Source organism: Microtetraspora malaysiensis (assembly GCF_001528665.1).
Lineage (GTDB): Bacteria > Actinomycetota > Actinomycetes > Streptosporangiales > Streptosporangiaceae > Microtetraspora_A > Microtetraspora_A malaysiensis.
Genome location: NZ_BBYJ01000015.1, coordinates 1 through 22425, shown reverse-complemented (window position 1 = coordinate 22425; position 22425 = coordinate 1). Strand labels below are relative to the sequence as shown.

The 22425-nt window shown below is 70.5% G+C and carries 21 protein-coding genes; 9 read left to right on the top strand and 12 right to left on the bottom strand.

The features are described from left to right. Window positions 1–9 precede the first annotated feature (9 nt). Window positions 10–1602, bottom strand: a complete 1593-nt coding sequence (metG, locus tag AWQ71_RS19690; RefSeq protein ID WP_067135292.1) for a methionine--tRNA ligase — start codon at window positions 1600–1602, stop codon at window positions 10–12. 133 nt (window positions 1603–1735) lie between these two features. Next, window positions 1736–2980: a glycosyltransferase gene (locus tag AWQ71_RS19685; protein ID WP_067135290.1), complete on the bottom strand. Its 1245-nt coding sequence runs from the start codon at window positions 2978–2980 to the stop codon at window positions 1736–1738. Between the two features lie 195 nt (window positions 2981–3175). Here AWQ71_RS19685 and AWQ71_RS19680 point away from each other — a divergent pair, with 195 nt between their 5' ends. Next, complete coding sequence (locus AWQ71_RS19680) at window positions 3176–4552, top strand: glycosyltransferase family protein (protein WP_245658370.1); 1377 nt, start codon at window positions 3176–3178, stop codon at window positions 4550–4552. Window positions 4553–4571: 19 nt separating this feature from the next. On the opposite strand, the gene rsmI is transcribed toward AWQ71_RS19680, so the two are convergent. Beyond that, the gene (rsmI, locus tag AWQ71_RS19675; protein ID WP_067135285.1) at window positions 4572–5408 is read right to left on the bottom strand and encodes a 16S rRNA (cytidine(1402)-2'-O)-methyltransferase; all 837 of its coding nucleotides are present in this window, start codon (window positions 5406–5408) and stop codon (window positions 4572–4574) included. Window positions 5409–5495: 87 nt separating this feature from the next. On the opposite strand from rsmI, the gene AWQ71_RS19670 reads away from it, so the two are divergent. From AWQ71_RS19670 to AWQ71_RS19650, 5 genes are all read left to right on the top strand, one after another. Continuing rightward, on the top strand, window positions 5496–7112 hold the full coding sequence (locus AWQ71_RS19670) for a dolichyl-phosphate-mannose--protein mannosyltransferase (protein ID WP_067135283.1): 1617 nt from the start codon (window positions 5496–5498) through the stop codon (window positions 7110–7112). A gap of 86 nt (window positions 7113–7198) precedes the next feature. Then, window positions 7199–8497, top strand: coding sequence for a hypothetical protein (locus AWQ71_RS19665; RefSeq protein ID WP_067135281.1), 1299 nt, complete (start codon window positions 7199–7201; stop codon window positions 8495–8497). A 124-nt stretch (window positions 8498–8621) separates the two neighbouring features. Further along, window positions 8622–8810 (top strand): hypothetical protein, encoded by a 189-nt coding sequence (locus tag AWQ71_RS19660; RefSeq protein WP_157570448.1) that lies wholly within the window; start codon window positions 8622–8624, stop codon window positions 8808–8810. A gap of 225 nt (window positions 8811–9035) precedes the next feature. After that, the gene (locus AWQ71_RS19655; protein WP_067135277.1) at window positions 9036–9269 is read left to right on the top strand and encodes a hypothetical protein; all 234 of its coding nucleotides are present in this window, start codon (window positions 9036–9038) and stop codon (window positions 9267–9269) included. Between the two features lie 110 nt (window positions 9270–9379). After that, window positions 9380–9730: a YciI family protein gene (locus AWQ71_RS19650; protein ID WP_084259070.1), complete on the top strand. Its 351-nt coding sequence runs from the start codon at window positions 9380–9382 to the stop codon at window positions 9728–9730. 102 nt (window positions 9731–9832) lie between these two features. Here the strand turns inward: AWQ71_RS19650 and AWQ71_RS19645 are convergent, their stop codons facing one another. The 7 genes from AWQ71_RS19645 to AWQ71_RS19615 all read right to left on the bottom strand — a co-directional run bounded on the left by AWQ71_RS19645 (window position 9833) and on the right by AWQ71_RS19615 (window position 17131). Beyond that, window positions 9833–10489 (bottom strand): TMEM175 family protein, encoded by a 657-nt coding sequence (locus tag AWQ71_RS19645; protein WP_157570447.1) that lies wholly within the window; start codon window positions 10487–10489, stop codon window positions 9833–9835. 81 nt (window positions 10490–10570) lie between these two features. After that, window positions 10571–11545: an ABC transporter ATP-binding protein gene (locus AWQ71_RS19640; protein ID WP_245658369.1), complete on the bottom strand. Its 975-nt coding sequence runs from the start codon at window positions 11543–11545 to the stop codon at window positions 10571–10573. Beyond that, window positions 11542–12498: an ABC transporter ATP-binding protein gene (locus tag AWQ71_RS19635; protein WP_067135570.1), complete on the bottom strand. Its 957-nt coding sequence runs from the start codon at window positions 12496–12498 to the stop codon at window positions 11542–11544. Before AWQ71_RS19635 ends, AWQ71_RS19640 begins: the two co-directional genes overlap by 4 nt. Further along, a complete protein-coding gene (locus AWQ71_RS19630) occupies window positions 12491–13459 on the bottom strand; it encodes an ABC transporter permease (protein WP_067135271.1) in 969 nt (322 codons plus the stop codon). The genes AWQ71_RS19635 and AWQ71_RS19630 overlap by 8 nt, the downstream gene beginning before the upstream one ends. Further along, window positions 13459–14517, bottom strand: a complete 1059-nt coding sequence (locus AWQ71_RS19625; RefSeq protein ID WP_067135269.1) for an ABC transporter permease — start codon at window positions 14515–14517, stop codon at window positions 13459–13461. The genes AWQ71_RS19630 and AWQ71_RS19625 overlap by 1 nt, the downstream gene beginning before the upstream one ends. Then, window positions 14514–16211, bottom strand: coding sequence for an ABC transporter substrate-binding protein (locus tag AWQ71_RS19620; RefSeq protein ID WP_067135267.1), 1698 nt, complete (start codon window positions 16209–16211; stop codon window positions 14514–14516). Before AWQ71_RS19620 ends, AWQ71_RS19625 begins: the two co-directional genes overlap by 4 nt. Before the next feature lie 17 nt (window positions 16212–16228). Then, the gene (locus AWQ71_RS19615; RefSeq protein WP_067135264.1) at window positions 16229–17131 is read right to left on the bottom strand and encodes a proline iminopeptidase-family hydrolase; all 903 of its coding nucleotides are present in this window, start codon (window positions 17129–17131) and stop codon (window positions 16229–16231) included. A gap of 288 nt (window positions 17132–17419) precedes the next feature. Here AWQ71_RS19615 and AWQ71_RS19610 point away from each other — a divergent pair, with 288 nt between their 5' ends. Then, window positions 17420–18178, top strand: coding sequence for a FadR/GntR family transcriptional regulator (locus tag AWQ71_RS19610; protein WP_067135262.1), 759 nt, complete (start codon window positions 17420–17422; stop codon window positions 18176–18178). Here AWQ71_RS19610 and AWQ71_RS19605 read toward each other — a convergent pair. Then, window positions 18156–19538 (bottom strand): leucyl aminopeptidase, encoded by a 1383-nt coding sequence (locus tag AWQ71_RS19605; protein WP_067135261.1) that lies wholly within the window; start codon window positions 19536–19538, stop codon window positions 18156–18158. The genes AWQ71_RS19610 and AWQ71_RS19605 overlap by 23 nt on opposite strands. 279 nt (window positions 19539–19817) lie before the next feature. After that, window positions 19818–20120, bottom strand: coding sequence for a hypothetical protein (locus tag AWQ71_RS19600; protein ID WP_067135258.1), 303 nt, complete (start codon window positions 20118–20120; stop codon window positions 19818–19820). 1316 nt (window positions 20121–21436) lie between these two features. On the opposite strand from AWQ71_RS19600, the gene AWQ71_RS41745 reads away from it, so the two are divergent. Together AWQ71_RS41745 and AWQ71_RS19590 are read left to right on the top strand one after the other, a co-directional pair. Continuing rightward, the gene (locus tag AWQ71_RS41745) at window positions 21437–21664 is read left to right on the top strand and encodes a hypothetical protein (RefSeq protein ID WP_157570445.1); all 228 of its coding nucleotides are present in this window, start codon (window positions 21437–21439) and stop codon (window positions 21662–21664) included. 242 nt (window positions 21665–21906) lie between these two features. Next, window positions 21907–22425 (top strand): DUF222 domain-containing protein (locus tag AWQ71_RS19590; protein ID WP_084259067.1); only part of this gene is annotated, 519 nt, incomplete at its 3' end.

Here is a 22425-nt window from a genome sequence, read left to right as displayed (position 1 = left end):
TACCGCCCGTCAGCTCTTGACCTCCTCAAGGCGCGGGAAGAGGATCTCGCCCTTGACGACATCGGCGCCGGCCGGCAGCCGGCCCCAGGTCCCGGCGTCGGCGATCCGCTGCTCGGCGAGCGGGCCGAGGTGCGGCTCCGCGCCGAGGGACGCCCACAGCTTCTCGGCGGTGCCGGGCATGATCGGGTTGAGCAGGACGGCGACGGCCCGCAGGGACTCGGCGGCCGTGTAGAGGATGGTGCCCAGCCGGGCCCGGCCCTCCGGCGACTCGTCCTTGGCGACCTTCCACGGCGCCTGCTCCGAGAGGTAGCCGTTGACCTGCCTGGTGAAGTCGAAGATCGCGCCGATGCCGCCCGCGAAGTCGAGGTTGTCACCGATCATGGTGTCGGCCTGGGCGACCGCCCGGGCGAGGCCCTCGGCGACCGCCTGCTCCGCCGCGCCCGCGTCCGTGGCCTCCGGCAGGGTGCCGTCGTAGTACTTGCCGACCATGGCCGCGACCCGGGACGCCAGGTTTCCGAAGTCGTTGGCGAGCTCGGAGGTGTAGCGGGCGGAGAAGTCCTCCCAGGAGAACGAGCCGTCCTGGCCGAACGGGATCGCCCGCAGGAAGTAGTAGCGGTACGCGTCGACGCCGAAGTGCTCGGTCAGCTGGCGCGGCGAGATGCCCGTCAGGTTGGACTTGCTCATCTTCTCGCCGCCGACCATCAGCCAGCCGTTCGCGAAGACCCTGCCCGGCAGCGGCAGGCCGTTCGCCATCAGCATGGCCGGCCAGATCACCGCGTGGAACCGCAGGATGTCCTTGCCGACGAGGTGCACGTCGGCCGGCCAGGTGGAGTCGAACTTCGCCTGGTCGGAGCCGTATCCCACGGCGGAGACGTAGTTGAGCAGCGCGTCGACCCAGACGTAGATGACGTGCTTGGAGTCCCAGGGGATCGGGATGCCCCAGTCGAAGGTGGAGCGGGAGATCGAGAGGTCCTGCAGGCCCTGACGTACGAACTGGAGGACCTCGTTGCGCGCGGACGCGGGCTGGATGAAGCCGGGGTTCTGCTCGTAGAACTCCAGCAGCCGCGGGCCGTACGCGGAGAGGCGGAAGAAGTAGTTCTCCTCTTCGAGCCACTCGACGGGCCGCTTGTGGATGGGGCACAGGTCGCCGTCGAGCAGATCGCCGGGCGCCTTGTATTCCTCACAGCCGACGCAGTAAGGCCCCTTGTAGCCGCCGCGGTAGATCTCGCCCTTGTCGTAGAGATCCTGCACGAACTCCTGCACGCGCTCGGTGTGGCGCGGCTCGGTGGTGCGGATGAAGTCGTCGTTGGCGATCTCGAGGTGCTCCCAGAGCGGCTTCCAGGCGTCCTGGACGAGCTTGTCGCACCACTCCTGAGGGGACACGCCGTTCGTCTCGGCGGTGCGCATGATCTTCTGACCGTGCTCGTCCGTGCCGGTGAGGTACCACACCTTCTCGCCGCGCTGGCGATGCCAGCGGGTGAGCACGTCGCCTGCGACGGTCGTATAGGCGTGGCCCAGGTGAGGAGCGTCGTTGACGTAGTAGATCGGCGTCGAGACGTAGAACGCCGACTCCTCAGATGCATTCGATCCTGTAGCCGCCATGCCGAAATCCTATCGGCCCCTCGACGATGCCTCCCTCAAATATTCGACCGGCCGGTTCGGTCGGCCACAGCCTCGGGACGTGCCCGGGAGTCGCGATCGACTCCGCGGGCCGGTCCCGTTCGGGGCGCATCGTTCAGGAGTGGGCGGTGGGCTTCGCGGCAGGCTCGGAGGACTCGCGGCTGACGGCCTCGGCGGCCTCCTCGGCGGCGGAGGCGGCGATGTCCACCGGGGTCTCCTTCGAGCGGCGGATGCCCAGGATGCTGATGAACAGCGACGCGAAGATGGTCTGGAAGCTCATCACGAGCGCGGTCGCGGACGGCACGACCAGGCGCAGCGACTCGGCCGGGATCAGCTCGCCGAAGCCCCTGCCGCCCCAGTGGGCCAGCGACGCGACCAGGCCGACGAGACCGGCGAGGGCGAGCAGGCCGCCCGCGACGAGGCCCTTCTCCAGGCTGACGATGTCCACGAGCTTGCGGACCCGCCTGTCCTCCGGCAGGAAGCCCTCCTCGGCGGCGTACACCTTGGTGAACAGGGCGAACAGCACCGCCTGGAAGCCGATCACCACCATGGCGGAGGCCCCGACCAGGGTGTCGACGTCGAAGGCGAGCTTGCCGATGTAGACGGGGCCGAACGTCAGCGCGGCGCCCATGATCAGGCCGATGGCGGTGAGCACCAGGCCGGGGATGAAGAACAGCCAGCGCGGGCTGTAGAGGAGCAGGAAGCGCAGGTGGCGCCAGCCGTCCCGCCAGGAGCGCAGGTGCGGCGGGCGGGAGCGGCCGTCCGGCGACAGCGTCGTCGGCACCTCGCGGACGTCGAGCCCCTGCAGGGTGGCCTTCACCACCATCTCGGACGCGAACTCCATGCCGCCGGTCTGCAGGCCGAGCCGCAGGATCGAGTCGCGCCGGAAACCGCGCAGCCCGCAGTGGAAGTCGCCGATGGCGCTGGGGAAGAACAGCCGCCCGATGAACGACAGGACGGGGTTGCCGAGGTAGCGGTGCAGCGGCGGCATCGCGCCGGGGGCGATCCCGCCCTTGAAGCGGTTGCCCATGACCAGCTCGCCGCCGTTCCGCAACTGCTCGACGAACGGCATCAGGTTCGTGAAGTCGTACGAGTCGTCGGCATCGCCCATGATCACGTACTTGCCACGCGCGGCGCGGATGCCGCCCATGAGGGCGTTGCCGTACCCCTTGGCGTCGACGTGGACCACACGGGCTCCGGCGTCGCGGGCGAGCTGCTGCGACCCGTCGGTGCTGCCGTTGTCGGCGATCACCACCTCGCCGTCGATGCCGTTCTCACGCATGCAGGCGAGGGCTTTGCGTACGCAGGTCTCGACGGTCTCGGCCTCATTGAGGCAGGGCATGACTACGGTCAGTTCCACGTCGCAACCCTTCGTCTACATTTGTGATCGCCCTAACATGATGCCCTCTGTCCGGAGGTGCCCGGGGCAAGTCTCCGAAACGGCTGGCATTCTGTACCCATGGTCGCGGTTGCGGAGCCTTCGTCATTAGACGCCCCCCCTGTTAGCAGGTGGAAGCGCCTTCTGGCCGCGCTCGTCCGCCACCGGGTGTTCGCGGTGGCCCTCGGGGTCGGGGCGCTCCTGCGCGTCGTCACCATGGTCGGTTTCGGCCCGGCCATGTGGTTCAACGACTCCTTCGACTACGTCTCGGTGGCGTTGCACCCACGCCCGCACTCGATCCGCCCGGACGGTTACGGGTTCTGGCTCCTGCTGCTCCAACCGCTGCACAGCTTCGCGTTCGTGGTGTTCACGCAGCACCTGATGGGCCTGGCCTCCGGCCTGCTGGTCTACCTGCTGCTGACCAGGAAGTTCGGCCTGCCGGGCTGGGGGGCGACGCTCGCGGCCGTGCCCGTGCTGTTCGACGCGTACCAGATCCAGCTCGAACAGCTCGTCATGTCGGACGCGATGTTCACGCTGCTGGTGACGGCGGCGGTCACGCTCGTCCTGTGGCACAGGAAGATGTCCTGGCCGGTGGGCGCCGCGGTCGGGGCGCTGCTCGCGCTGACCGCGCTGACCCGCAGCATCGGCCTGCCGATCCTCGCCCTGGTCGTGGCCTACCTGCTGATCAAGCGGGCCGGGTGGAAACCGATCTCGGCGATGATCGCGGTCTGCGCGCTGCCCGTCCTGGCGTACATGGGGTGGTTCAAGGCGGTCAACGGGCAGTTCGCGATGACCAACAGCGACGGGGTGATCCTCTACATGCGGACCGCCCTCTTCGCCGACTGCCACAAGATGAAGCTCGACAAGCGCGACGAGCTGGAGCTCGCCCTCCTGTGCATCAACACTCCACCCGCCGAGCGGGGCCGTACGGCGCAGGCGTACCTGTGGTGGGACGACCAGAACCAGCTCCACGTCTTCGGCTCGGGCATGAAGTTCACCCCGGAGATCAACGCCAACGCGAGCGCGTTCGCCAAGAAGGCGATCCTCGCGCAGCCGGGGGACTACCTCGCCGCCGTGGGCAAGGACTTCTTCCGTGCCTTCGGCTGGGGGCGCCCGCTGTTCCCGGACGCCAAGACGTACCTGCAGTACCAGTTCGGCAACTACTACACGCAGCGGCTGCCCACCTGGACGTCGTACAAGGGCACGACGGACAAGGACGCCGAGCGGTACGAGAACGGCCCGGCGGCCACCCGCGAGGTCAAGCCGTGGTCCGACATCATGATCGGCTACCAGAAGGTCGTGCGGCTGCCCGGCACGGTGCTCGGCCTGCTGCTGCTCGCCGGCCTGTACGGCGTGGCGGTCCGGTGGCGCAGGCTCGGCGGGCCGGTGCTGCTGCCGTGGCTCGCCGCGGTGGGGATGATCCTGGCCCCGGCCGCGACGGCGGAGTTCGACTACCGCTACCTGCTGCCGGCCGTACCGGTCGCGTGCCTCGCGGCGGCGATCTCGCTGCGCCACCTGCGGTTGCCGCGCAGGAGGCCCGAACCCGCCTCGTGACCCCGCGGCGGCGCGGCGATCACGTAATGCCGTGGACGCGGTTGTAGAGGTCGCGCTTGGGGACGCCGGCGGCCTTCGCGACGTCCGCGATGGCCTGCTTGCGGGGGACGCCCGCGTCCTCGCGCCGGGCGACCTCCTCGGCGAGGTCGTCGATGTCCGGCTCGGTGGCCTCGGGGGCGTACCCGGCGACGACGAGGGTGATCTCTCCCCTGACCTCGCCCGCGGCCCAGTCGGCCAGCTCGGCCAGCGGCCCCCGGCGTACCTCCTCGTAGGTCTTGGTGAGCTCGCGGCAGACGGCGGCGGGGCGGTCGGGGCCGAACGCCTCGGCCATGGCGGCCAGGCAGGCGTGCAGGCGGTGCGGCGCCTCGAAGAACACCATGGTGCGCTCCTCGCGGGCCAGGCTCTCCAGGCGGCGGGCGCGCTCCCCCTGCTTGCGCGGCGGGAAGCCCTCGAAGCAGAACCGGTCGCTGGGCAGTCCGGAGATCGCGAGGGCGGTGGTGACGGCGGACGGGCCGGGCAGCGCGGTGACGCGGACGCCCGCCTCCACGGCGAGCCGGGTGAGCCGGTATCCGGGGTCGGACACGCCGGGCATCCCCGCGTCGGTGATCACGAGGACGGTCACACCCTGGAGCAGCTCGTCAAGCAGCTCCTTGGACCGCGCGGCCTCGTTGGCGTCGTAGTAGGAGACCACCCGCCCGGTCAGGGTCACGCCCAGGTCGGACGCGAGCCGCCGGAGCCGGCGCGTGTCCTCGGCGGCGATCACACCGGCCGTCTCCAGGGCCTCCCGCAGTCGGGGGGACGCGTCCCCCACTTGGCCGATCGGAGCTCCCGCCAGAATTAGCACGTTTCCCACCATATGAAAGGTTCATCATTGAAGAGTTGGATGCCGGTAATAGACCCGAACTTCATGGTCACCACGAGGACTCGACAGTAGTCTGTCCAGGTGGCCGTGACCGACTTCTCACATCAGGCGTTCGAGCAGCCCGAATCCGATCGGGATGCCGCGGCGCCGGTGTCCTTGCGGGAGCGGCTGGTGCCGCCGATGCCCGGCAGCCCTCTGTGGGGCTGGCTCGGGCCGTTGATCGTGGCGGCGTTCGGAGCGTTCCTGCGTTTTTATCGTCTCGGGACGCCCAACGCGGTCGTCTTCGACGAGACGTACTACGCCAAGGACGCCTTCTCGACGATCAAGTTCGGCACCGAGCGGTCGTTCGTCGACAACGCCAACGACCTGATGGTCGCCGGCAAGACGGGCATCTTCAAGACTTGTGCGCAGGTCAGCGATTGCGCCGCGTACGTGGTGCACCCGCCGCTCGGCAAGTGGATGATCGGCGCCGGTGAGGCGATCTTCGGGTTGAACCCCTTCGGCTGGCGGTTCGCCGCCGCGCTGATCGGATCGCTGTCGATCTTCATCATCGCCCGGGTCGCCCGCCGGATGACCCGGTCCACCCTGCTCGGCTGCCTGGCCGGGCTCCTGCTCTCCCTCGACGCCCTGCACTTCGTGCTGTCCCGCTCGGCGCTGCTGGACATCTTCCTGATGTTCTGGATCCTGGCCGGCTTCGCCTGCCTGGTCGTCGACCGGGACCGGGCGCGGCAGGCACTGGTCGAGTGGCGCGAGTCCGCCGCCTCGCTCGACATCGGCCCCCGGCTCGGGTGGCGTCCATGGCGGCTCGCGGCCGGGCTGTGCCTCGGCGCGGGCCTGGCGACCAAGTGGACGACGGTCTTCTTCATCGTCGCCTTCGCCATCATGACGCTGATGTGGGACGCGGGCGCGCGCCGCGCGATCGGCCTGGACCGGCCGTACGTCGAGACGCTCAAGCGGGAGCTGCCGCTCGCCGCCGCCTGGACGGCCGTGGTGCCCGGGGTGGTGTACATCGTCTCGTTCGCGGGCTGGTTCTTCACCGACAAGGGCTGGAACCGGCACTGGGACCAGGCCACGTCGCAGGGGAACCCCTTCTTCTTCGCGTTCGACTCGCTGCGCTCCTGGATCGCCTACCAGGTGCAGACCCTGAGCTCGCACACGTCCCTGGACCAGACGCACAACTACAAGTCCGAGCCGTGGAGCTGGCCGCTGCTGCTGCGCCCGGTGGCGTTCTTCTACGAGTCGCCGAAGGGCTGCGGCGCCGACAGCTGCTCCCAGGCGATTCTCGGCACCGGCACCCCGATCATCTGGTACGGCGGGCTCGCCGCGCTGATCGGCATGATCGCCTGGTACGTGGCGACCCGCGACTGGCGAGCCGGCGCGGTCCTGCTGTCATACGTCGCGGGCTGGCTGCCGTGGTTCTACTACGCGATCGCCGACCACCGGACGATGTTCCTGTACTACATGATCCCGGTGGTCCCGTTCATGATCCTCGCGATCGTGCTGGCCTGCGGACTGATCCTGGGGCCGGCGGCCGCGCCACAGTGGCGGCGGCTGGCCGGGTCGGTGGGCGTCGGTGTCTTCGCGCTGCTCGCGCTGGCGAACTTCGCCTGGCTCTACCCCGTGATCGCCGCCGAGGTGATCCCGTACACCGACTGGCTCGCCCGCATGCTCATCCGCGGCTCGAAGGGCTGGATCTAGGCCCTCATATGGTTGGTCCGAGGGGATGGCGGCGAGTGACCATGGGTCGTCGCGGACGATGGGCGCAATACGGCAGACTGCGAGTCATGCCCGCACCTGACGTGGCGGCGCTCCTCGCCGAGCTGGAGCGCTCCGAGCCGGAGGCCGCAGAGCCGGCCCGTGTCGCCGTCGAGTGGCTGACGGGCGGTGAGGCGCTGGAGACGATCAGCCAGCTCGACGTGTGCGAGTTCCTCTGGTACACCCTGCCGGTCAAGATCACGGGCGACCGCCCGGTGATCGCGCGGGCGCTCGGACGGCTACTGCGGCTGGGCGGCATGAACCGCTACGCCGCGCTGTGTGACTCATCGGCGACCACCGAGATCCTGCAGGCGTACGCCCAGGACGGCGAGGAGGCCGGGACCGCGGCCTACCAGGAGGCGCTCGAGGCCACCGGCGTACTGCCGCCGGACGTCCCCGAGCTGGCCTGGAGCTCGATCATGGGGCCCGAGGAGCTGGGCGCGCACGTCGCCTGCGCGGCCGCGCTCGAACTGGCGATCATGTCGGGCGAGCCGGTCGGCCGCGAGGCGCTGACCCGGCGCTGGCTGACCTCGCCCCGGCCCGAGCTCGGCGGCGACTGCTGGCTGCACCGGGTCCACGGCGAGCGGCTGAACCGCTGGGTCCTCGGCCGGGGCAACGCCCGCCGCGAGCTGGCCCAGCCCTTCGAGGTGCGGCTGCACGCGCCCATCCCGATGCCGGCCGAGCCGTACCTGGAACCGCTGTGGTGGCTGCTCGGCATGGCGGTCGAGGGCGTGAAGCTGACCGAGAAGTTCAACGTGTCCCGTGCCATGGTGACGGAGTCGCTGGACAGGTTCGGCTGGGACGCCATGACCACCGGCTCGGTCCGCGGTGAAGCCGACGTGCCGACGTTGACCACGCTCAGGGAGATCGCCGTCCACGACCTGCGGGCGCTGCGCCGTACGGGGAGGAAGCTGGTGCTCACCTCGTCGGGGCGCGGGCTGGTCCAGCGACCGGAGAACCTGTGGGCGGCGGCGACGTCCACGCTGCTGCTCCCGGCCAAGGGCGAGCACGACTTCGAGATCTCGGTCCGCGAGGCGGCGCTGATGCTGCTCGCCGACGGCGCGGCCCTGCCGTACGAGGAGCTGCGGGACCGGATCCTGGAGGTCGTCAACGGCGAGGGCTGGCGCTCGGCCACGGGATCCAAGGTGGCGCCGCTCGACCTGTCCGCCCCGCTGGGCGAGCTGCAGCGCCGGCTCGACGCGCTCGATCTGCGTACCAGCTGCTCGTGGCGGGAGCCGTGGCAGCTCACGACGGTGGGCCGGGCGGCCGCGCTCGCCGCGCTGCGCTCGCAGGCACTGCGGCCTCGGCAGTACGCCGGCATGGGCTGATCGGCGTTTTCTCCAGGTTTTCTTCCAGGTTTTCTTCAGGTTCTGGTGGCGGTCACCCGATTCGCCGCCCGGCGCGTCCTGGATAGGTACGACGTTGTCGCTGCCATGGAAGGACATCGCCATCATGAACCGCCCCCACCATCCCTTGCTCGGCTTGAAGCAGCGGAGCCCGGAGATGGTCGCGGAGGAGACCCGCAGGGTGAAGGCCAAACTGATCAGGATGTACGGATGGGACGGCTACCAGCGGGTGATCAGGCGGATGGAGTCTGATCTGGCCCGGCTCGAACGGGAGACACGCGGCCGGGAGAACTAGCCGGTAGCCGGTACAGCCGGCTGAGGCGTCCCTCACCTCCGCATCGCGGGACGCGCCGGACGATCCCGCGGGCCACCTGGGACATCTCCTCCGGTGGCGCGGATCGTGCGGCGCGCCGCGGTGCGAGGCGCCTGATCCGGCCGGCCATGTCACGCCGGCCCCGATGGCCGAGCCCGCGCGGATCCACGAACGCGGTCGGCGTTTGATCGCGGTCACGGGTCCTTGATGCTGCGGAGCCGGGGCGACCTGGCGATGGTGGATCTCCGCGTCCGGAGGCTTCGCGAGGCGCGCCGGGCGTTGGGCGTCTCCGACCGGGTAGAAGTGGGCGACGAGGTGAGGTTGCCGCCGGCCGGTCTCACGCCGATCGAAGGTGTGGTCGATTACGCCACCCCGGTCTTCCTCGGCGTACGGTCCGCTGACGCGCTCTACCGTTTCTACGGCCGGGACGCGTGGGGGTGACCGGTCGGTGTGGCGCACCACCTGTTCGCCGGGGACGCCGACGCGGCGGCGGCCCGGCAAGGGTGGGGCGCGTGGCTGGAAGAGGTGTTCACGAGCGAGGAGCGGGTGTGATGGCGCAGTACGCGGTGCTCATCTACGAGCGCGAGACGCCCGGTGGCGTGACCGACATCCCGCCGGAGGTCACGCGGGCCCATGAGGAACTGCCGGCACGGGTCGCCGAGCGAGGCGGCCGGATCGTCGCCGGGTTGGCCCTGGAGCAGTCCGGTACGGCGACCTCGATCCGCGGCGACCTGGTGACGGACGGTCCCTTCATCGAGACCAAGGAGGCGCTGGCCGGGGTCTTCGTCCTGGAGGCGCGCGACCTCGACCACGCGCTGACGCTGGCCCAGCTGACACCGATCATGAACGGTGGTGTCGAGATCAGGCCGCTGATCGGCTTCGACGTCGTGGAGGAGCGCTGACCCCTGTCGAGCGGGCGGTCACCGACGCGCACCGTCGTGAGTGGGCCTACGTGCTCGCCGCGACAGTGCGGGTGGCGACACCGCGTGCGGACTCACCTGCCGTCAGGAACGTGCCGCGAGGGTGCGCCGAATCCTGACGGCCCTGGCTATGCCGACGCCGATGAGCGGGGTCGCCAGCCACAGGAACGGGACCAGGTCGGCGGACCAGGCGGTCATGACGGCGGTCAAGACCCAGAAGATCCCGATCCCCAGGTAGACCCAGGCGTTGGTGGCCAGGCGGTCCACGTCGGTGTCCGGTCGATGGAGACGCTGCCTGAGCGCAAGAACGATCATGAATCCCTGGCACAGCAGCAGAACGGCCTCGGTGCCGGCGAACATGGCCACCGCCAGCGCATGCCCTGCCGCGGCGTCTTCCGCCAGCGCGCTCGCCTCTCCGAAGATCGATGTCGCGTACGGCAGGAGAACCACCAGGAGCAGCATCGGGAGATGCAATAGGAGCACTGCCGGTGACAGTCGGTCGAGCTGGTCGAACAGGGAGTGGTGCACCCGCCAGATGGACCACAGCATCAGGAAGGCGACGGCGAACGCCACGAACGCGCTTACGTGGCCCCCGAGGAACCCGCCCAGATCCCGGAAGTCCTCGGCCGCGGGCCGGGGCAGCTCCAGCGCGAGAAGTGTGATCGCGATCGCCAGGATGGCGTCGGCGAAGGCGCTGACACGCTCACGTGTGAGCCCGGGACGCGACTCTGGCGAAGTCATCACGATCTCCACATCAAGGGGGGCAATCGCCGATCATTGTGGCAGACAGCCCCAAGCGATTGGAGAGGTGTGTAAACATCTCTAACCGCGAGCCGGCGGGGAAATCGGGAAGTGGCAGGCCACCTGGCGGCCCGCGGCGTCCGCCGTACGCAGGGCGGGCCGTTCGGTGCGGCACCGCTCCCGCGCCAGCGGGCATCGCGGGTGGAAGGAGCAGCCGCTCGGCCGGTCGATGGGGCTCGGGACGTCCCCGGTCAGCACGACGCGCTCGCGACGCGGGGCGTCCGACCCGTCGTCGATCTCCGGGACGGCCGACAGCAGGGCGTTGGTGTACGGATGGGCGGGGCTCGCGTAGAGCTCCTCGGCCTCGGCCACCTCGACGACCTCGCCCAGGTACATCACCGCGATCCGGTCGGACACGTGCCGCACCACGCCCAGGTCGTGGGCGACGAAGACGTAGGTGAGGCCCAGCTCCTCCTGCAGGTCGGCGAAGAGGTTGAGCACCTGCGCCTGCACCGAGACGTCCAGCGCCGAGACCGGTTCGTCGGCGACGACCAGCTTGGGGTTGAGCGCGATGGCCCGGGCGATGCCGACCCGCTGGCGCTGCCCGCCGGAGAACTCGTGCGGGTAGCGGTCCAGGTGCGCCCGGGCCAGGCCCACCAGGTCGAACAGCTCGGCGACCCGCTTCCTGATCGCGGCGGCGTCGCCGTACCTGTGGATGCGCAGCGGCTCGGCGACGGCGTCGCCGGCCGTGCGGCGCGGGTTGAGCGAGGCGTAGGGGTCCTGGAAGACCAGTTGTATGGCCGGGCGCAGCGGGCGCAGCGCGCGGCGCGACAGCGTGGTGATGTCCTGCCCCTGGAACTCCACCGTGCCCGAGGTGAGGTCGGTGAGCCGGACCAGGCAGCGGCCGAGCGTGGACTTGCCGCACCCGGACTCGCCCACCACGCCGAGCGTCTCGCCGGCGCGGACCTCCAGCGAGACCCCGTTCACGGCGTGTACGCGGCCGCGGCCCGCGCGGAAGTGCTTGACCACGTCCGTGGCCTTCAGCAGGGTGCTCAACGCGTCCTCTTCTCTTCTGGCAGCCAGCAGGCGTCGAGGTGGCCGGACCCGCCGGTCAGCGGCGGGACCTCGGCGCACGCGGCGAAGCTGTGCGCGCATCGGTCGGCGAACGGGCACCCCTGTCCGGACGCGCCCGGGGTGCCGGGGATGGTGGGCAGGCGGCGCGCCCGGGCGCCGCGGACGCGCGGCACCGAGTCGAGCAGCCCCCAGGTGTACGGGTGGCGCGGGGCGTGGAAGACCTGGCGGCGGCTCCCCCGCTCGACGGCCCGCCCGCCGTACATGACGAGGACCTCGTCGGCGATCTCCGACACCACACCCATGTCGTGGGTGATCATCACGACGGCCGAGCCGTGATCGGCGCGCAGGCGGCGCATGAGATCGAGGATCTGCGCCTGCGTGGTGACGTCGAGGGCGGTGGTCGGCTCGTCGGCGATGAGCAGGGCGGGGTTGCAGGACAGCGCCATCGCGATGACGGCCCGCTGCCGCATGCCGCCCGAGAACTCGTGCGGGTAGGCGTCCACGCGCTGCTCGGGGGCCGGGATGCCGACCTCGCCGAGCAGTTCGATCGCGCGCTCACGGGCGGCCCGCCGGGAAACCTTCTCGTGGGCGCGGATCTGCTCGGCGATCTGCCAGCCGATCGTGTACACGGGGGTGAGCGCGGTCATCGGGTCCTGGAAGATCATGGCGATCTCGCGTCCCCGGACGGCCCGCATCTCGGCGTTCTTCAGCGCGAGCAGGTCACGCCCGCGGAAGACGACCTGCCCCGAGACCTCGGCGCCCGGGGTGCGGATCAGGCCGAGCACGCCGAGCATCGACACGCTCTTGCCCGAGCCCGACTCCCCCACCACGCCCAGCACCTCGCCGGGCCGTACGGAGAAGGACAACCCGTCGACGGCCGTGAAGCCGCCGAAGCGGATCCGCAGGTCGCTGACCTCAAGCAACGGTTCAGGCACGGCGCACCCTCGGGTCGAGCCGGGCGTACAGGACGTCCACCACGGCGTTGGCCAGCACGACGAAGAAGGCGGCGTACAGGACCGTGCCCATGATCACGGGCAGGTCGAGGTTCTGCAGCGCCTGGTAGGTGAGCTTGCCGACCCCCGGAAGGCCGAAGACCACCTCGGTCAGCAGCGCCGCGCCGCCGACCAGCGCCCCGAAGTCCAGGCCGAACAGCGACACGATCGGGATCAGCGAGCAGCGCAGCGCGTGTTTGACGAGGATGCGCCGCTCCGACAGGCCCTTGGCGCGGGCGGTGCGCACGTAGTCCTCGTTCAGCGCGTTGATCAGCTCGCCGCGCAGCAGCCGGGCGTAGATCCCGGCGTACAGCAGGGCCAGCGTGAGCCAGGGGAAGAGCAGGTGCAGCGCCCACTGGCCGATGCCCTCCGACATGGGCACGTAGCCGAGCGGCGGCACCCAGGAGAAGACCGAGTCGTGGAGCTGCTTCTGGGTGATCAGGTTGACGACCTCGCCCAGCCAGTAGACCGGGAGCGAGACGCCGAAGACGCCGAGCAGCATGACCAGCGGGTCGACCAGCGTGCCGCGCATGGCCCCGGCGAGGGTGCCCATGCCCACGCCCAGGACCATCCAGATCACCGCCGCGCCCACGACGAGCGAGAGCGTGACCGGGACCGCCTCGATGATCTGCGGGATCACCAGGGTGCCCCGGTTCACGAACGAGGTCAGGTCGTGCGAGATGAACAGGTGCTTCATCATCAGCGCGTACTGCACGGGCAGCGGCCGGTCGAACCCGAACGACGCCCGCACCTGGGCCAGCGTGGCCGGGTCGGCGTTCTTGCCCGCGATGCGGGCGGCCGGGTCCACGCCGGGTGTGGCGAAGAAGATGAGGAAGACCAGCACGCTGATCGCGAACAGCACGAGCAGGGCGGCGCCGAACCGGCGCAGGATGTAACCGATCATCAGGCGCCTCCCCGCAGCCGGGCGTTCGGGTCGAGCGCGTCACGCACGCCGTCGCCGAGGACGTTGAGCGCGACGGCGGTCAGCCCGACGCAGAGGCCGGCCGCGATCGTGATCGCGGGCCGGGTGTAGAGCAGGGCGAGGCCGTCGTTGATGATCGTCCCCCAGCTCGCGTCCGGCGACTGCACGCCCACCGACAGGAACGACAGGGCCGACTCCGTCAGCATGTTGAGCGCGGTCATCAGCGGCAGGAACACCACGACCGTGGGCAGCACGTTCGGCAGCACCTCGCGCCGCATGATCCGCAGGTCGGACGCGCCGAGGCCGACGGCGGCGTGCAGGAACTCCTTGTTCCGCAGCGCCATCACCTGGCCGCGCAACGGCCGGGCCACGTACGGCACGTAGATCAGCGCGATGATGACGACGGGGAGCGCGAGGCTGCCCGCGTCGATGTGGATCGGCCCCAGATGCAGTCCGCTGGTGAGCAGCACCACCGACAGGCAGATCGCCAGCAGGTAGACCGGGAAGGCCCAGATCACGTCGAAGAAGCGGGAGAGCACCGCGTCGATCCAGCCGCCGAAGTATCCGGCCAGCACGCCGAGCACCGTGGCCAGCGCGCAGCACACCACCGCGGAGGACAGGCCGATCAGCAGGCTGTTGCGCCCGCCGTACAGGAGCCGCGCCATCACGTCGCGGCCCTGGTTGTCCGCGCCCAGGAAGTAGTTGCCGGGATCCCAGGTCGGCCCGACCGGGGTGACGCCCAGGCCGAGGCCCTCGGTGCTCTGGGCGAGGACGGGCACCCGCTCGCCGTTCACGACCACGGTGCCGGAGGCGTTGGACGTGAACGGGTCGGTGTGCGCGATCGCGTTCGCGTAGACGGGCGCGAGCACGCAGGCGAGCACGATGAGCAGCAGCCCGGCCCCGGCGATCATCGCGGAGCGGTTGTGCCGCAGCCGGCCGAGCGCCCGCCGCCAGGGCCCGGCGGACGGCCGTGCCGGCGGCCCGGCGGCCGGTGCGCCGGCCGCCGGTTGCTCGGCTGTGGCCCTGACCGGGGAGGTCACTTGACCCACATCTGGTCGAGCAGCGCGTGGAACTGCGCGTGGAACTGGTAGTTACCGACGTTCTTGGAGACGAAGTCGATCTGCTTGGGGTTGAACAGCGGGACGATCGGGCCCCGCTTCATGAGCTCGCGGTCGAGCTCGCCCCAGACCTTGCCCGCGGCGGCGGTGTCGCTCTGGTCCAGCTTCATCGCCTCGGCGATCTTGGCGTCCACGTCCTTGTCGCAGAAGCCGGAGATGTTGATGCTGGCGTCGCTCCCCTCGCGGAACGAGGCGCACGAGAGCAGGACGTTGATGAAGTTCGAGGCCGCGGGATAGTCGGCGTACCACTGGGAGACGCTGAGCTGGACCTTGTTCTTCGTGTTCTGGATGTAGGTGAAGTGGATGTTGGTGGAGATCACCTTCAGCTTGGCCTGGTAGCCGATCTGCTCAAGGGTGCTCCGGACGTACTCGCCGATCTGCTTGCTCACGTCGTCGTCGGAGACCACGACGGAGACCTCCTGGCCGGACGTGCCGGACTTCTGCACCAGATCCTTGGCCTTGGCCAGGTCCTGCTGCGGGAAATCGCAGACGTCGGCGTGACCGGGGAAGGCCGGGGGCAGGATCGTGCAGGCCGGCTGCGCCACGTTCGCGCCGCCGAACATCTTCACCAGGGCGTTCTTGTCGAACGCCCACTGGAGCGCCTCCCTGGCCTCGGGCTTGTCGAACGGCGCGAGGTTGACGTTGACCGGGATGTACCAGAAGGCGGCGAGCGGGTTCACGTGTGCCTGCTCGGCGTACGTGGTGCCGATCTCGGTGAGCCGGTCGGCGGGCAGCGGGTCGAAGATCCAGTCGGCCTGGCCGTTCTGCACCGCGGTGACCGCGGCCTCGGGGGTGAGGCCGTAGTTGTAGTCGATCTCGTCGGGGTAGCCCTGCGGCTGCGCGTCCCGCGACCACTCGGTGAAGTTCGGGTTGCGGACCAGCTTCATCTGCTTGTTGGGGTTGTACGACTCCACCTTGTACGGCCCGGTGCCCGGGATCGGGGTGGTGCCCTGGTCCTTGTCGGGGGTGCCCTTCGGCAGCACGGCGGCGTGCGGGAGCGCCAGCTTCTGGAGGAACTCCGAGTCGGCCGCGACGAGGTTGACCGTGACGGTGCCGGCCGCGGCGTCGGCGACGACGCCCTTGTCCAGGGTGCAGCCCGCGGGCTTCTTCACGCAGTCCGCGGCGCCCACGATGCCGGAGTAGAAGGTGCCGGACGTCGGGCCGGAGACCCGGAAGATCCGCTGGAACGACGCCACGACGTCGTCCACCGTGACCGGCTCACCGGTGGTGAACTTCACGTCCTTGCGCAGCTTGAAGGTGTACGTCTTGCCGTCCGCGCTGACCTGCGGCATCTCCTCGGCGAGGTCGGGGACGATGTCGTACGACGTATTGCCGCCGACCTTGCGGAAGGAGACCAGGCCGTCGTAGAGGGCCTGGAAGACCTGCCAGTTGCCGTTGCTGTAGTTGATGTGCGGGTCGAGCGTGCCGTCGCCCGACTTGGCCAGCAGGCGGAGCGTGCCTCCCTTGTGCTGCTCCTGGAACCCGGCGGCGGAGGCGGTCTGGGCGGGCTGTCCGGCCGTGTCCGTGCCGGAGGTGGCGGCGCCGCCGCCCCCGGAGCAGGCGGCGACGCCGACGGCCAGCAGTGCGGCGCCGGCGATGGCGGTGATGCGCTTCATGCGGGGATCCCTCACGATCAGTCGGTGGAGTCGAGGAAGTCGCCGACGATCTGGAGGTAGCGCTCTTCCTCCTCGATGTGCGGCATGTGACTGGAGTGCTCGAACAGCTCCCAGCGGACGTCGGGGATGCGGTCCGCGAAGGGCTGGACGGTGCGAGGGGTCGCCTCGTCATGCCGGCCGGAGACGAGCAGGGTGGGGACGGCGATCTTGTCGAGCCTGTCGACGACCGACCAGTCCTTCAGTGTGCCGACGACGTGGAACTCGGTCGGGCCGTTCATGGTGTGGTAAACCGTCGGGTCCTCGGCGGTCTTGGCGTCGCTGGCGAGCACCTCGGTCGGGTTCGGCACGATCGTGCAGACGTGCCGCGCGTTGAACACCTTCTCCGCCGCCCGGTACTCGGCGCTGTCCGTGGTGCCCGCCGCCTCGTGCTCGCGGAGCGTGCGCTCCACGTCCGGGGGCAGCTCGGACCGCAGCCGGTCGCACTCCTCGCGCCACAGCTCCATCGATGCCGGCGAGTTGGCGATGACCAGGCCGCGCAGCCCGGACGGCACGCGTACGGCGTGCTCCGCGCCGAGCATGCCGCCCCAGGACTGGCCGAGCACGTGGTATCGGTCGGCGATGCCCAGGTGGGCGAGCAGGTTGTCCAGCTCGTCGAGGAAGAGTCCCACCGTCCAGAAGCCGGCGCCCTTCTCCGGCAGGTGCGTGGAGAGCCCGACGCCGATCTGGTCGTAGTGGACGACGGGCCGGTCGCGCTCGGCGAGGCGGGCGATCCGCAGCGTGTAGTCGTGGGCCGCGCCCGGCCCTCCGTGCAGCACGACGAGGGGCGCCTTGGAGGAGTCCAGGTCGCCGGTGACCCGGTACCAGGTCTGCCACTCGCCGAAGGGCGCGAAGCCCTGCGCGGTCGGTTCGGGGATGGCCAAGGCGCAGCTCCAAGGGGGTACAGGGGAGACGAGATGTCGCCAGATGAGACAGATGTCCGTTGTCTGGACAGCATATGGATAAATGGCCTGGACACAAGACCTTTTTTGAAATCCGCCGGTCGAGTAAGGTGCGGTCCACGCCATGCCCGCAGAAAGGACCTTTCGCTGACTCCCCGGACCCCCGCCGAGGAACCGTCGCCCGCGCACCGCGAGCCGCCCCGCCGGCTCCCTCCGCAGGCGCCTGCCGCCGCTCCCCCCGCGGACGACCTGACCCGCGTCCTCGGCCAGGTGCTCGACGGCGGCCGCCCGTCGGGCGTGCTCGGCCCGGTACGGGTGCCGTCCGTGGCGACCGAGGTGGCCGACCGCCTCATGACCGCCATCGCGATCGGCGACTACCTACCCGGCCAGCGCCTGCCCGGCGAGCGCGAGCTGGCCGGGCTGCTCGACGTCAGCCGCGCCACGATCCGCGAGGCGATCGGACGGCTGCAGGCCGTCGGCATCGTCGAGATCAGGCGCGGCCGCACCGGCGGCGCCTACGTCCGCACAAGCTGGACCGAGGCGACCGCCGCGGCCGTCCGGCGCACCCTGGTGCCGCGCTGGCCCGAGCTGGAGCAGCTCTTCGACCTGCGCGGCCTGGTCGAGGGCATGGCGGCCCGCGCCGCGGCGCTGCGCCGTACAGACGCGGACCTGGAGGCGATGCGGGTCGCGCTCGACGCCTACGCCGGGGCGGCCAGCCTCCGCGAGGAGCAGGAGGCCGACGCGGCGTTCCACACGGCCGTGGTCACGGCCGCGGGCAACCCCCAGATCAACGCGCTCAGCCGCGACCTGCTCATGCGGGTCAGCCTCGGCTTCCCGACCGAGCCGTACGGCGACGACGACCCGGAGACGTACCAGCAGGCCCTGAACGAGCACCGCGCGCTGTATGAGGCGATCTCCGCGAAGGACGCCGAACGGGCCGGGTCCATCGCGGAGCGCCATTTCACCCTGACCGCGGACGTGATCAGGGCGATGCTCGAACGCGGTCTCAGCGACTCGCGAGATAGCTGATCAGGGTCCGGACCATCGCCCCGGTGGCTCCCGCGGGCCCGAGGTCGGTCGCCTTGTCCAGGTAGGCCGTGGTCGCGAAGTCCAGGTGCGCCCAGGGGACGCCGCCGGTGAAGTTCTCCAGGAACAGCGCGGCCAGGATCACGTCGGCGTGCGCGCCGCCGTCGTTCTTGAAGTCGGCCACATCCGACTTGATGCGCTCCAGGTAGGGACGCCACATCGGCATCTCCCACACGGGCTCGCCGGTCGTCTCCGCGGCCTCCGCGAGCGCCCCGAGCAGGGCGCGGTCGTTGCCGAGGACGCCGGTGATGTCCTCACCGAGCGCGTGCATGACCGAGTAGGTGAGCGTGGCCGCGTCGATGATCGCGTCCGGACGACGCTCCGCGAGGTAGGCCAGGGCGTCGGCCAGGACCAGCCGCCCCTCCGCGTCGGTGTCGACGACCTCGGTGGTGATGCCGTTGCGGTGCCGCAGGACGTCGCCGGGGCGGGTGGCCGAGCCGCTGACCATGTTCTCGGCCGCCGGGACCACCGCGACGACGCCGGTGCGCAGGCCGAGCCGGGCCGCGGCCCGGACCACGGCCAGCATCGTCGCGCCGCCCGCCATGTCGCTCTTCATGGTCGCCATGGCCTTCTGGCTCTTGATGCCGAGGCCGCCCGCGTCGAAGGTGATGCCCTTGCCGGCCAGGCCGACGACGCCGCTCTTCCCGTCGCCGGGGTAGCTCACCTCGATCAGGCACGGCGGGTTGGCGCTGGCCGCGCCGACGCCGAGGATGCCGCCGAAGCCGCCCTCGCGCAGTTCGTCGGCGGCGAGGACGCGCGCGTCGAGGCCCGCCTCCTCCGCCATCTCCACGGCCCGCCGGGCCAGCGTCATCGGGACCAGGTCCCCGGCCGGCGTGTTGACCAGGTCGCGGGTGAACGTCACCGCCTCGGCCACCACCTCGGCCCGGGCCACCGCGTCCCGGTCCTCGGGGGCGAGCAGCAGCAGCCGCTCGACCGCCCGGTTCTCCGGCGCGCTCTTGTAGTGGTCGAACCGGTAGCCGCCCAGCCGGACGCCCTCGACGACCGCCTCCGGGTACGGCAGCGCGATCGCGACCGTGCCGAAGCCCGCCATCCTGGGCGCGGCGTGGCCGACGGCCCGCCGTACCGCCCGCTCGTCGGCGTCCGGCTCCAGGCCGACCAGCAGGACCGCGCCCGCCTGGAACGGGTCCCCGGCCCGGCGCGGCAGCAGGAGCTCCTCGCCCGGCCGTCCGGCGAAGCCGGCGAGCTGGATCTCGATGCCCAGGTCCGGGCCGGCGGACGCGGGCAGGACGAGGAGATCGGCACGGACCTCGGCGGGCGCGTGCGGGGAGAAGGACACCTCCACGAGGCACTCCTAACGGGGGAAGTTCCGGAAAGGGAAAATGGTCCGTTGAGTGAACCATAAAGACTCCCCCGTTGACCAGGGACCCCGCTCACCATGCGATACAGCCCCGGCACTCCGACGGCCCCACCCCACTCCGACGGTCCCACTCCGACGGCAGCGACACTCTGACGGCAACGGCCGAGGTCGACGCAGCGGTGGGCCGGCGCGCGGTTCGCCGCTCGGCGGCCCCTCCGCCGGACCGGCTACGGCCGCGACTCGGTGGTCGCTCCGCCGGACCGGCTACGACTGCGACTCGGCGGGCCCGTTCGGCTCGGCGGGCCCGTTCGGCTCGGCGGGCCCGTTCGACTCGGCGGGCCCGTTCGGAAGGGCGGCGTCGGCGGCGGACTCGGCCAGGCGTTTCGCGATGGAGAGTCCCGTCACCACCGCCAGGACGGCGACGGTGAAGCCGGTGACGACGGAGAAGGCCCACAGCAGCGTGCTGTCGAGCGTGGCCTGCAGCAGGGCCAGGACGCCCGACAGCGGCAGCAGGATGGAGACGGCCACGAGCCCGGCGACTTGGGCCGGCGAGATGCGACGAGTCATACTGTCAAGGATTCGTTGACATCGCCTCGCCGTCAAGGCCTTCTTGACACTCCGGGAAAGTCCCGCGCCGCCGCCCCCCAGGGCGTCCGCACACAAATCACCCCTCTCGAACAATTGCGCCAACTGACCGCGCAAGGCATTGCGCAGCACTACCTCCAGGCAATGGAGTGGGCCATGGCGAAAACAAGCGGTCGGCGATCCTTGACGCGGCACCCACCAATAGCGATGACGCTGACGCCGGAGACGCCGGCCTTTGCGCGCCCCAGCCGCAGGCCCCGTTCGGGCGGTGCGGCGGCGCCTCTCGCGAACACCCACCAAACGGAATGTCGCACACAGTTCTCACAAATAGTGCAAGCGTGACTACTTAGAGTTGCCTATCGAACGCGTGAACGATATCCTCGCAGAGGCTCGACCGCCAGACCGGGAAGGGAGGTGCGAAGAGATGATGCTTTCGGGTGGCGTGCTGCTGTCATGCCGACCGGAGGACACACCTCCGTCCCGACCGTCCGACGCGCCTTCCGCATCCCCGCGGCGGCGGCGCGGGTCCAGGCGGCACACGCCGTTCATCGGATCGGATCGTTTCTCCGGCGACTCCTACGGAGCGGTGCTCCTCGACCGCGCTCACAGTGCCGGGCTCCTCGATGACGGCCGCAGCTCCGGCGGCCGCGAAGGAGCCACTCATCCCGCCCCACACGACCCGGCCCACCCTGACGAGCGAGCCGTGCGACGCGGCCAGCCGGACGCCACGGCACGCTCTGACGGGCGAGATGGGCGACGCGGCGAGCCGAGCGAGACGTCGTGGCCAGGCAGCGTGGCCTGGGGTCAGAGGTCGCCCACGATGCCCTGGGCGCGGCGGCTGCTCGGCCTCCCGGATGCTGCGGAAGACCAGAAGCCTGACAGCGGCGGAGGGCCGTCAGATCCAGCGCGATCGCCGATCGCGCCCGCTCCCGCAGATCCCACCCGGTCCCGCGCGAAGACGGCCGACCCAAGGGAAGAGGCCAACAGCGGGGACGAGCCGCAGCATCCCGGGAACGATGGCGGCGCTCTTTCCGGTCGAGACGAGCCGCGGCCCGGGTACGGCCGTGACGACCTGTCGGCCTGGGACGGGATCTGGCAAGGCCGCCGCCCCACCCTCGATGAGTCGCCCGCGAGCCCTCCCCTGCGGGCTGGTCGGGATGATCGGCAGCAGAACGACACGGGCCGACAGGGCAAGGACCGGCGGGGCCGGGATCAGCTGGGTGTGGGCCGCGTTCGCGAGGACGAGCAGCGTCCGGGCCGCGCCCCGCAGGACACAAACGCACAGGGATCGGGTCGGCGTGGCGGTGACTGGTGGGCCGGTGGCGATGCCGCCGCCGATGGCCGGGGCGCTGATGACCGGGGTGTCGGTAATGCTGACCCGGCCGCTGGTGGTGACCGCCGGAGCGCTGGTTGGGATGACCAGGACGCAGCTGACCGGGGCGCTGCCACCGACCGCCGACGCGCTGGTGCAGGCAGTGCTGGGCAGGACGGTGCGGGCCCGGCCACTGGTGGTGATAGCCGGGTAGCGGACTGGCCCGACCTGAACCTGGCCGGACGCGACGTCATCGACCTGCTCGCCCGTGCCGAGCGGCTGGCCGCGGCTGCGGGAAGGGTTCCAGGCGAAACCAAGACCGGGGCTGGAGCCGAGACCGAGACTGGCGCTGGGGCCGGTGTTAACGCCGGTGCCGGTGCTGGGGCAGGGGCTGGGACTGAGACTGGTGCAGGGACCAGTTCCGGGGTTGGCTCCGGTGCCGAGGTTGAGGTGGCGATGGCAGAGATCGTCGCCCTGGCCCGGGCGATCGATCTGGCCGAAGCCGCGATCGCTACCCGCCTCCCGATAGCCGAAGCGGGTAAAGGTCAGCACCTGTTCGGGCGGCGGTCGATCGGAGCATGGCTGGCAGCCGCCACCGGGTCACGCACCGCCCGCGCTGGAGAACGTGTCACACTCTCCCGGCAACTTCCGCGCCTGCCGCACACCGCCCGCCTGTTCGCCTCGGGCCGTCTGTCGTTCGGGTATGCGGCGACGATCGCGTCCGCCACCCGGCATCTGGATGACGCCGAAACCGAACTGGCGGAACCGATCCTGGTCCAGTTGGCACAAGCGTCGGCGTCGACGGTGGAGGACGTGGCCCGCGCCGGTCAGACCATCATCGAGACGATCGACCCGGGCGGGAGGCTGGCGCGGGCGGCGGCCAAGACCGAACGCCAGCACCTGACGATCTCCGACACCACCGATGGGATGGGCCGCGTCAGCGGGCTGCTCGACCCGGAGTTGAAGATGCAGCTG

What these genes read in the sequence shown, in the direction of transcription:
- metG (WP_067135292.1), bottom strand. Translation starts at nt 1,602, where the DNA reads ATGGCGGCTACAGGATCGAATGCATCTGAGGAGTCGGCGTTCTACGTC.
- rsmI (WP_067135285.1), bottom strand. Translation starts at nt 5,408, where the DNA reads ATGGTGGGAAACGTGCTAATTCTGGCGGGAGCTCCGATCGGCCAAGTG.
- AWQ71_RS19665 (WP_067135281.1), top strand. Translation starts at nt 7,199, where the DNA reads ATGCCCGCACCTGACGTGGCGGCGCTCCTCGCCGAGCTGGAGCGCTCC.
- AWQ71_RS19660 (WP_157570448.1), top strand. Translation starts at nt 8,622, where the DNA reads ATGAACCGCCCCCACCATCCCTTGCTCGGCTTGAAGCAGCGGAGCCCG.
- AWQ71_RS19655 (WP_067135277.1), top strand. Translation starts at nt 9,036, where the DNA reads ATGCTGCGGAGCCGGGGCGACCTGGCGATGGTGGATCTCCGCGTCCGG.
- AWQ71_RS19650 (WP_084259070.1), top strand. Translation starts at nt 9,380, where the DNA reads ATGGCGCAGTACGCGGTGCTCATCTACGAGCGCGAGACGCCCGGTGGC.
- AWQ71_RS19645 (WP_157570447.1), bottom strand. Translation starts at nt 10,489, where the DNA reads ATGACTTCGCCAGAGTCGCGTCCCGGGCTCACACGTGAGCGTGTCAGC.
- AWQ71_RS19630 (WP_067135271.1), bottom strand. Translation starts at nt 13,459, where the DNA reads ATGATCGGTTACATCCTGCGCCGGTTCGGCGCCGCCCTGCTCGTGCTG.
- AWQ71_RS19620 (WP_067135267.1), bottom strand. Translation starts at nt 16,211, where the DNA reads ATGAAGCGCATCACCGCCATCGCCGGCGCCGCACTGCTGGCCGTCGGC.
- AWQ71_RS19600 (WP_067135258.1), bottom strand. Translation starts at nt 20,120, where the DNA reads ATGACTCGTCGCATCTCGCCGGCCCAAGTCGCCGGGCTCGTGGCCGTC.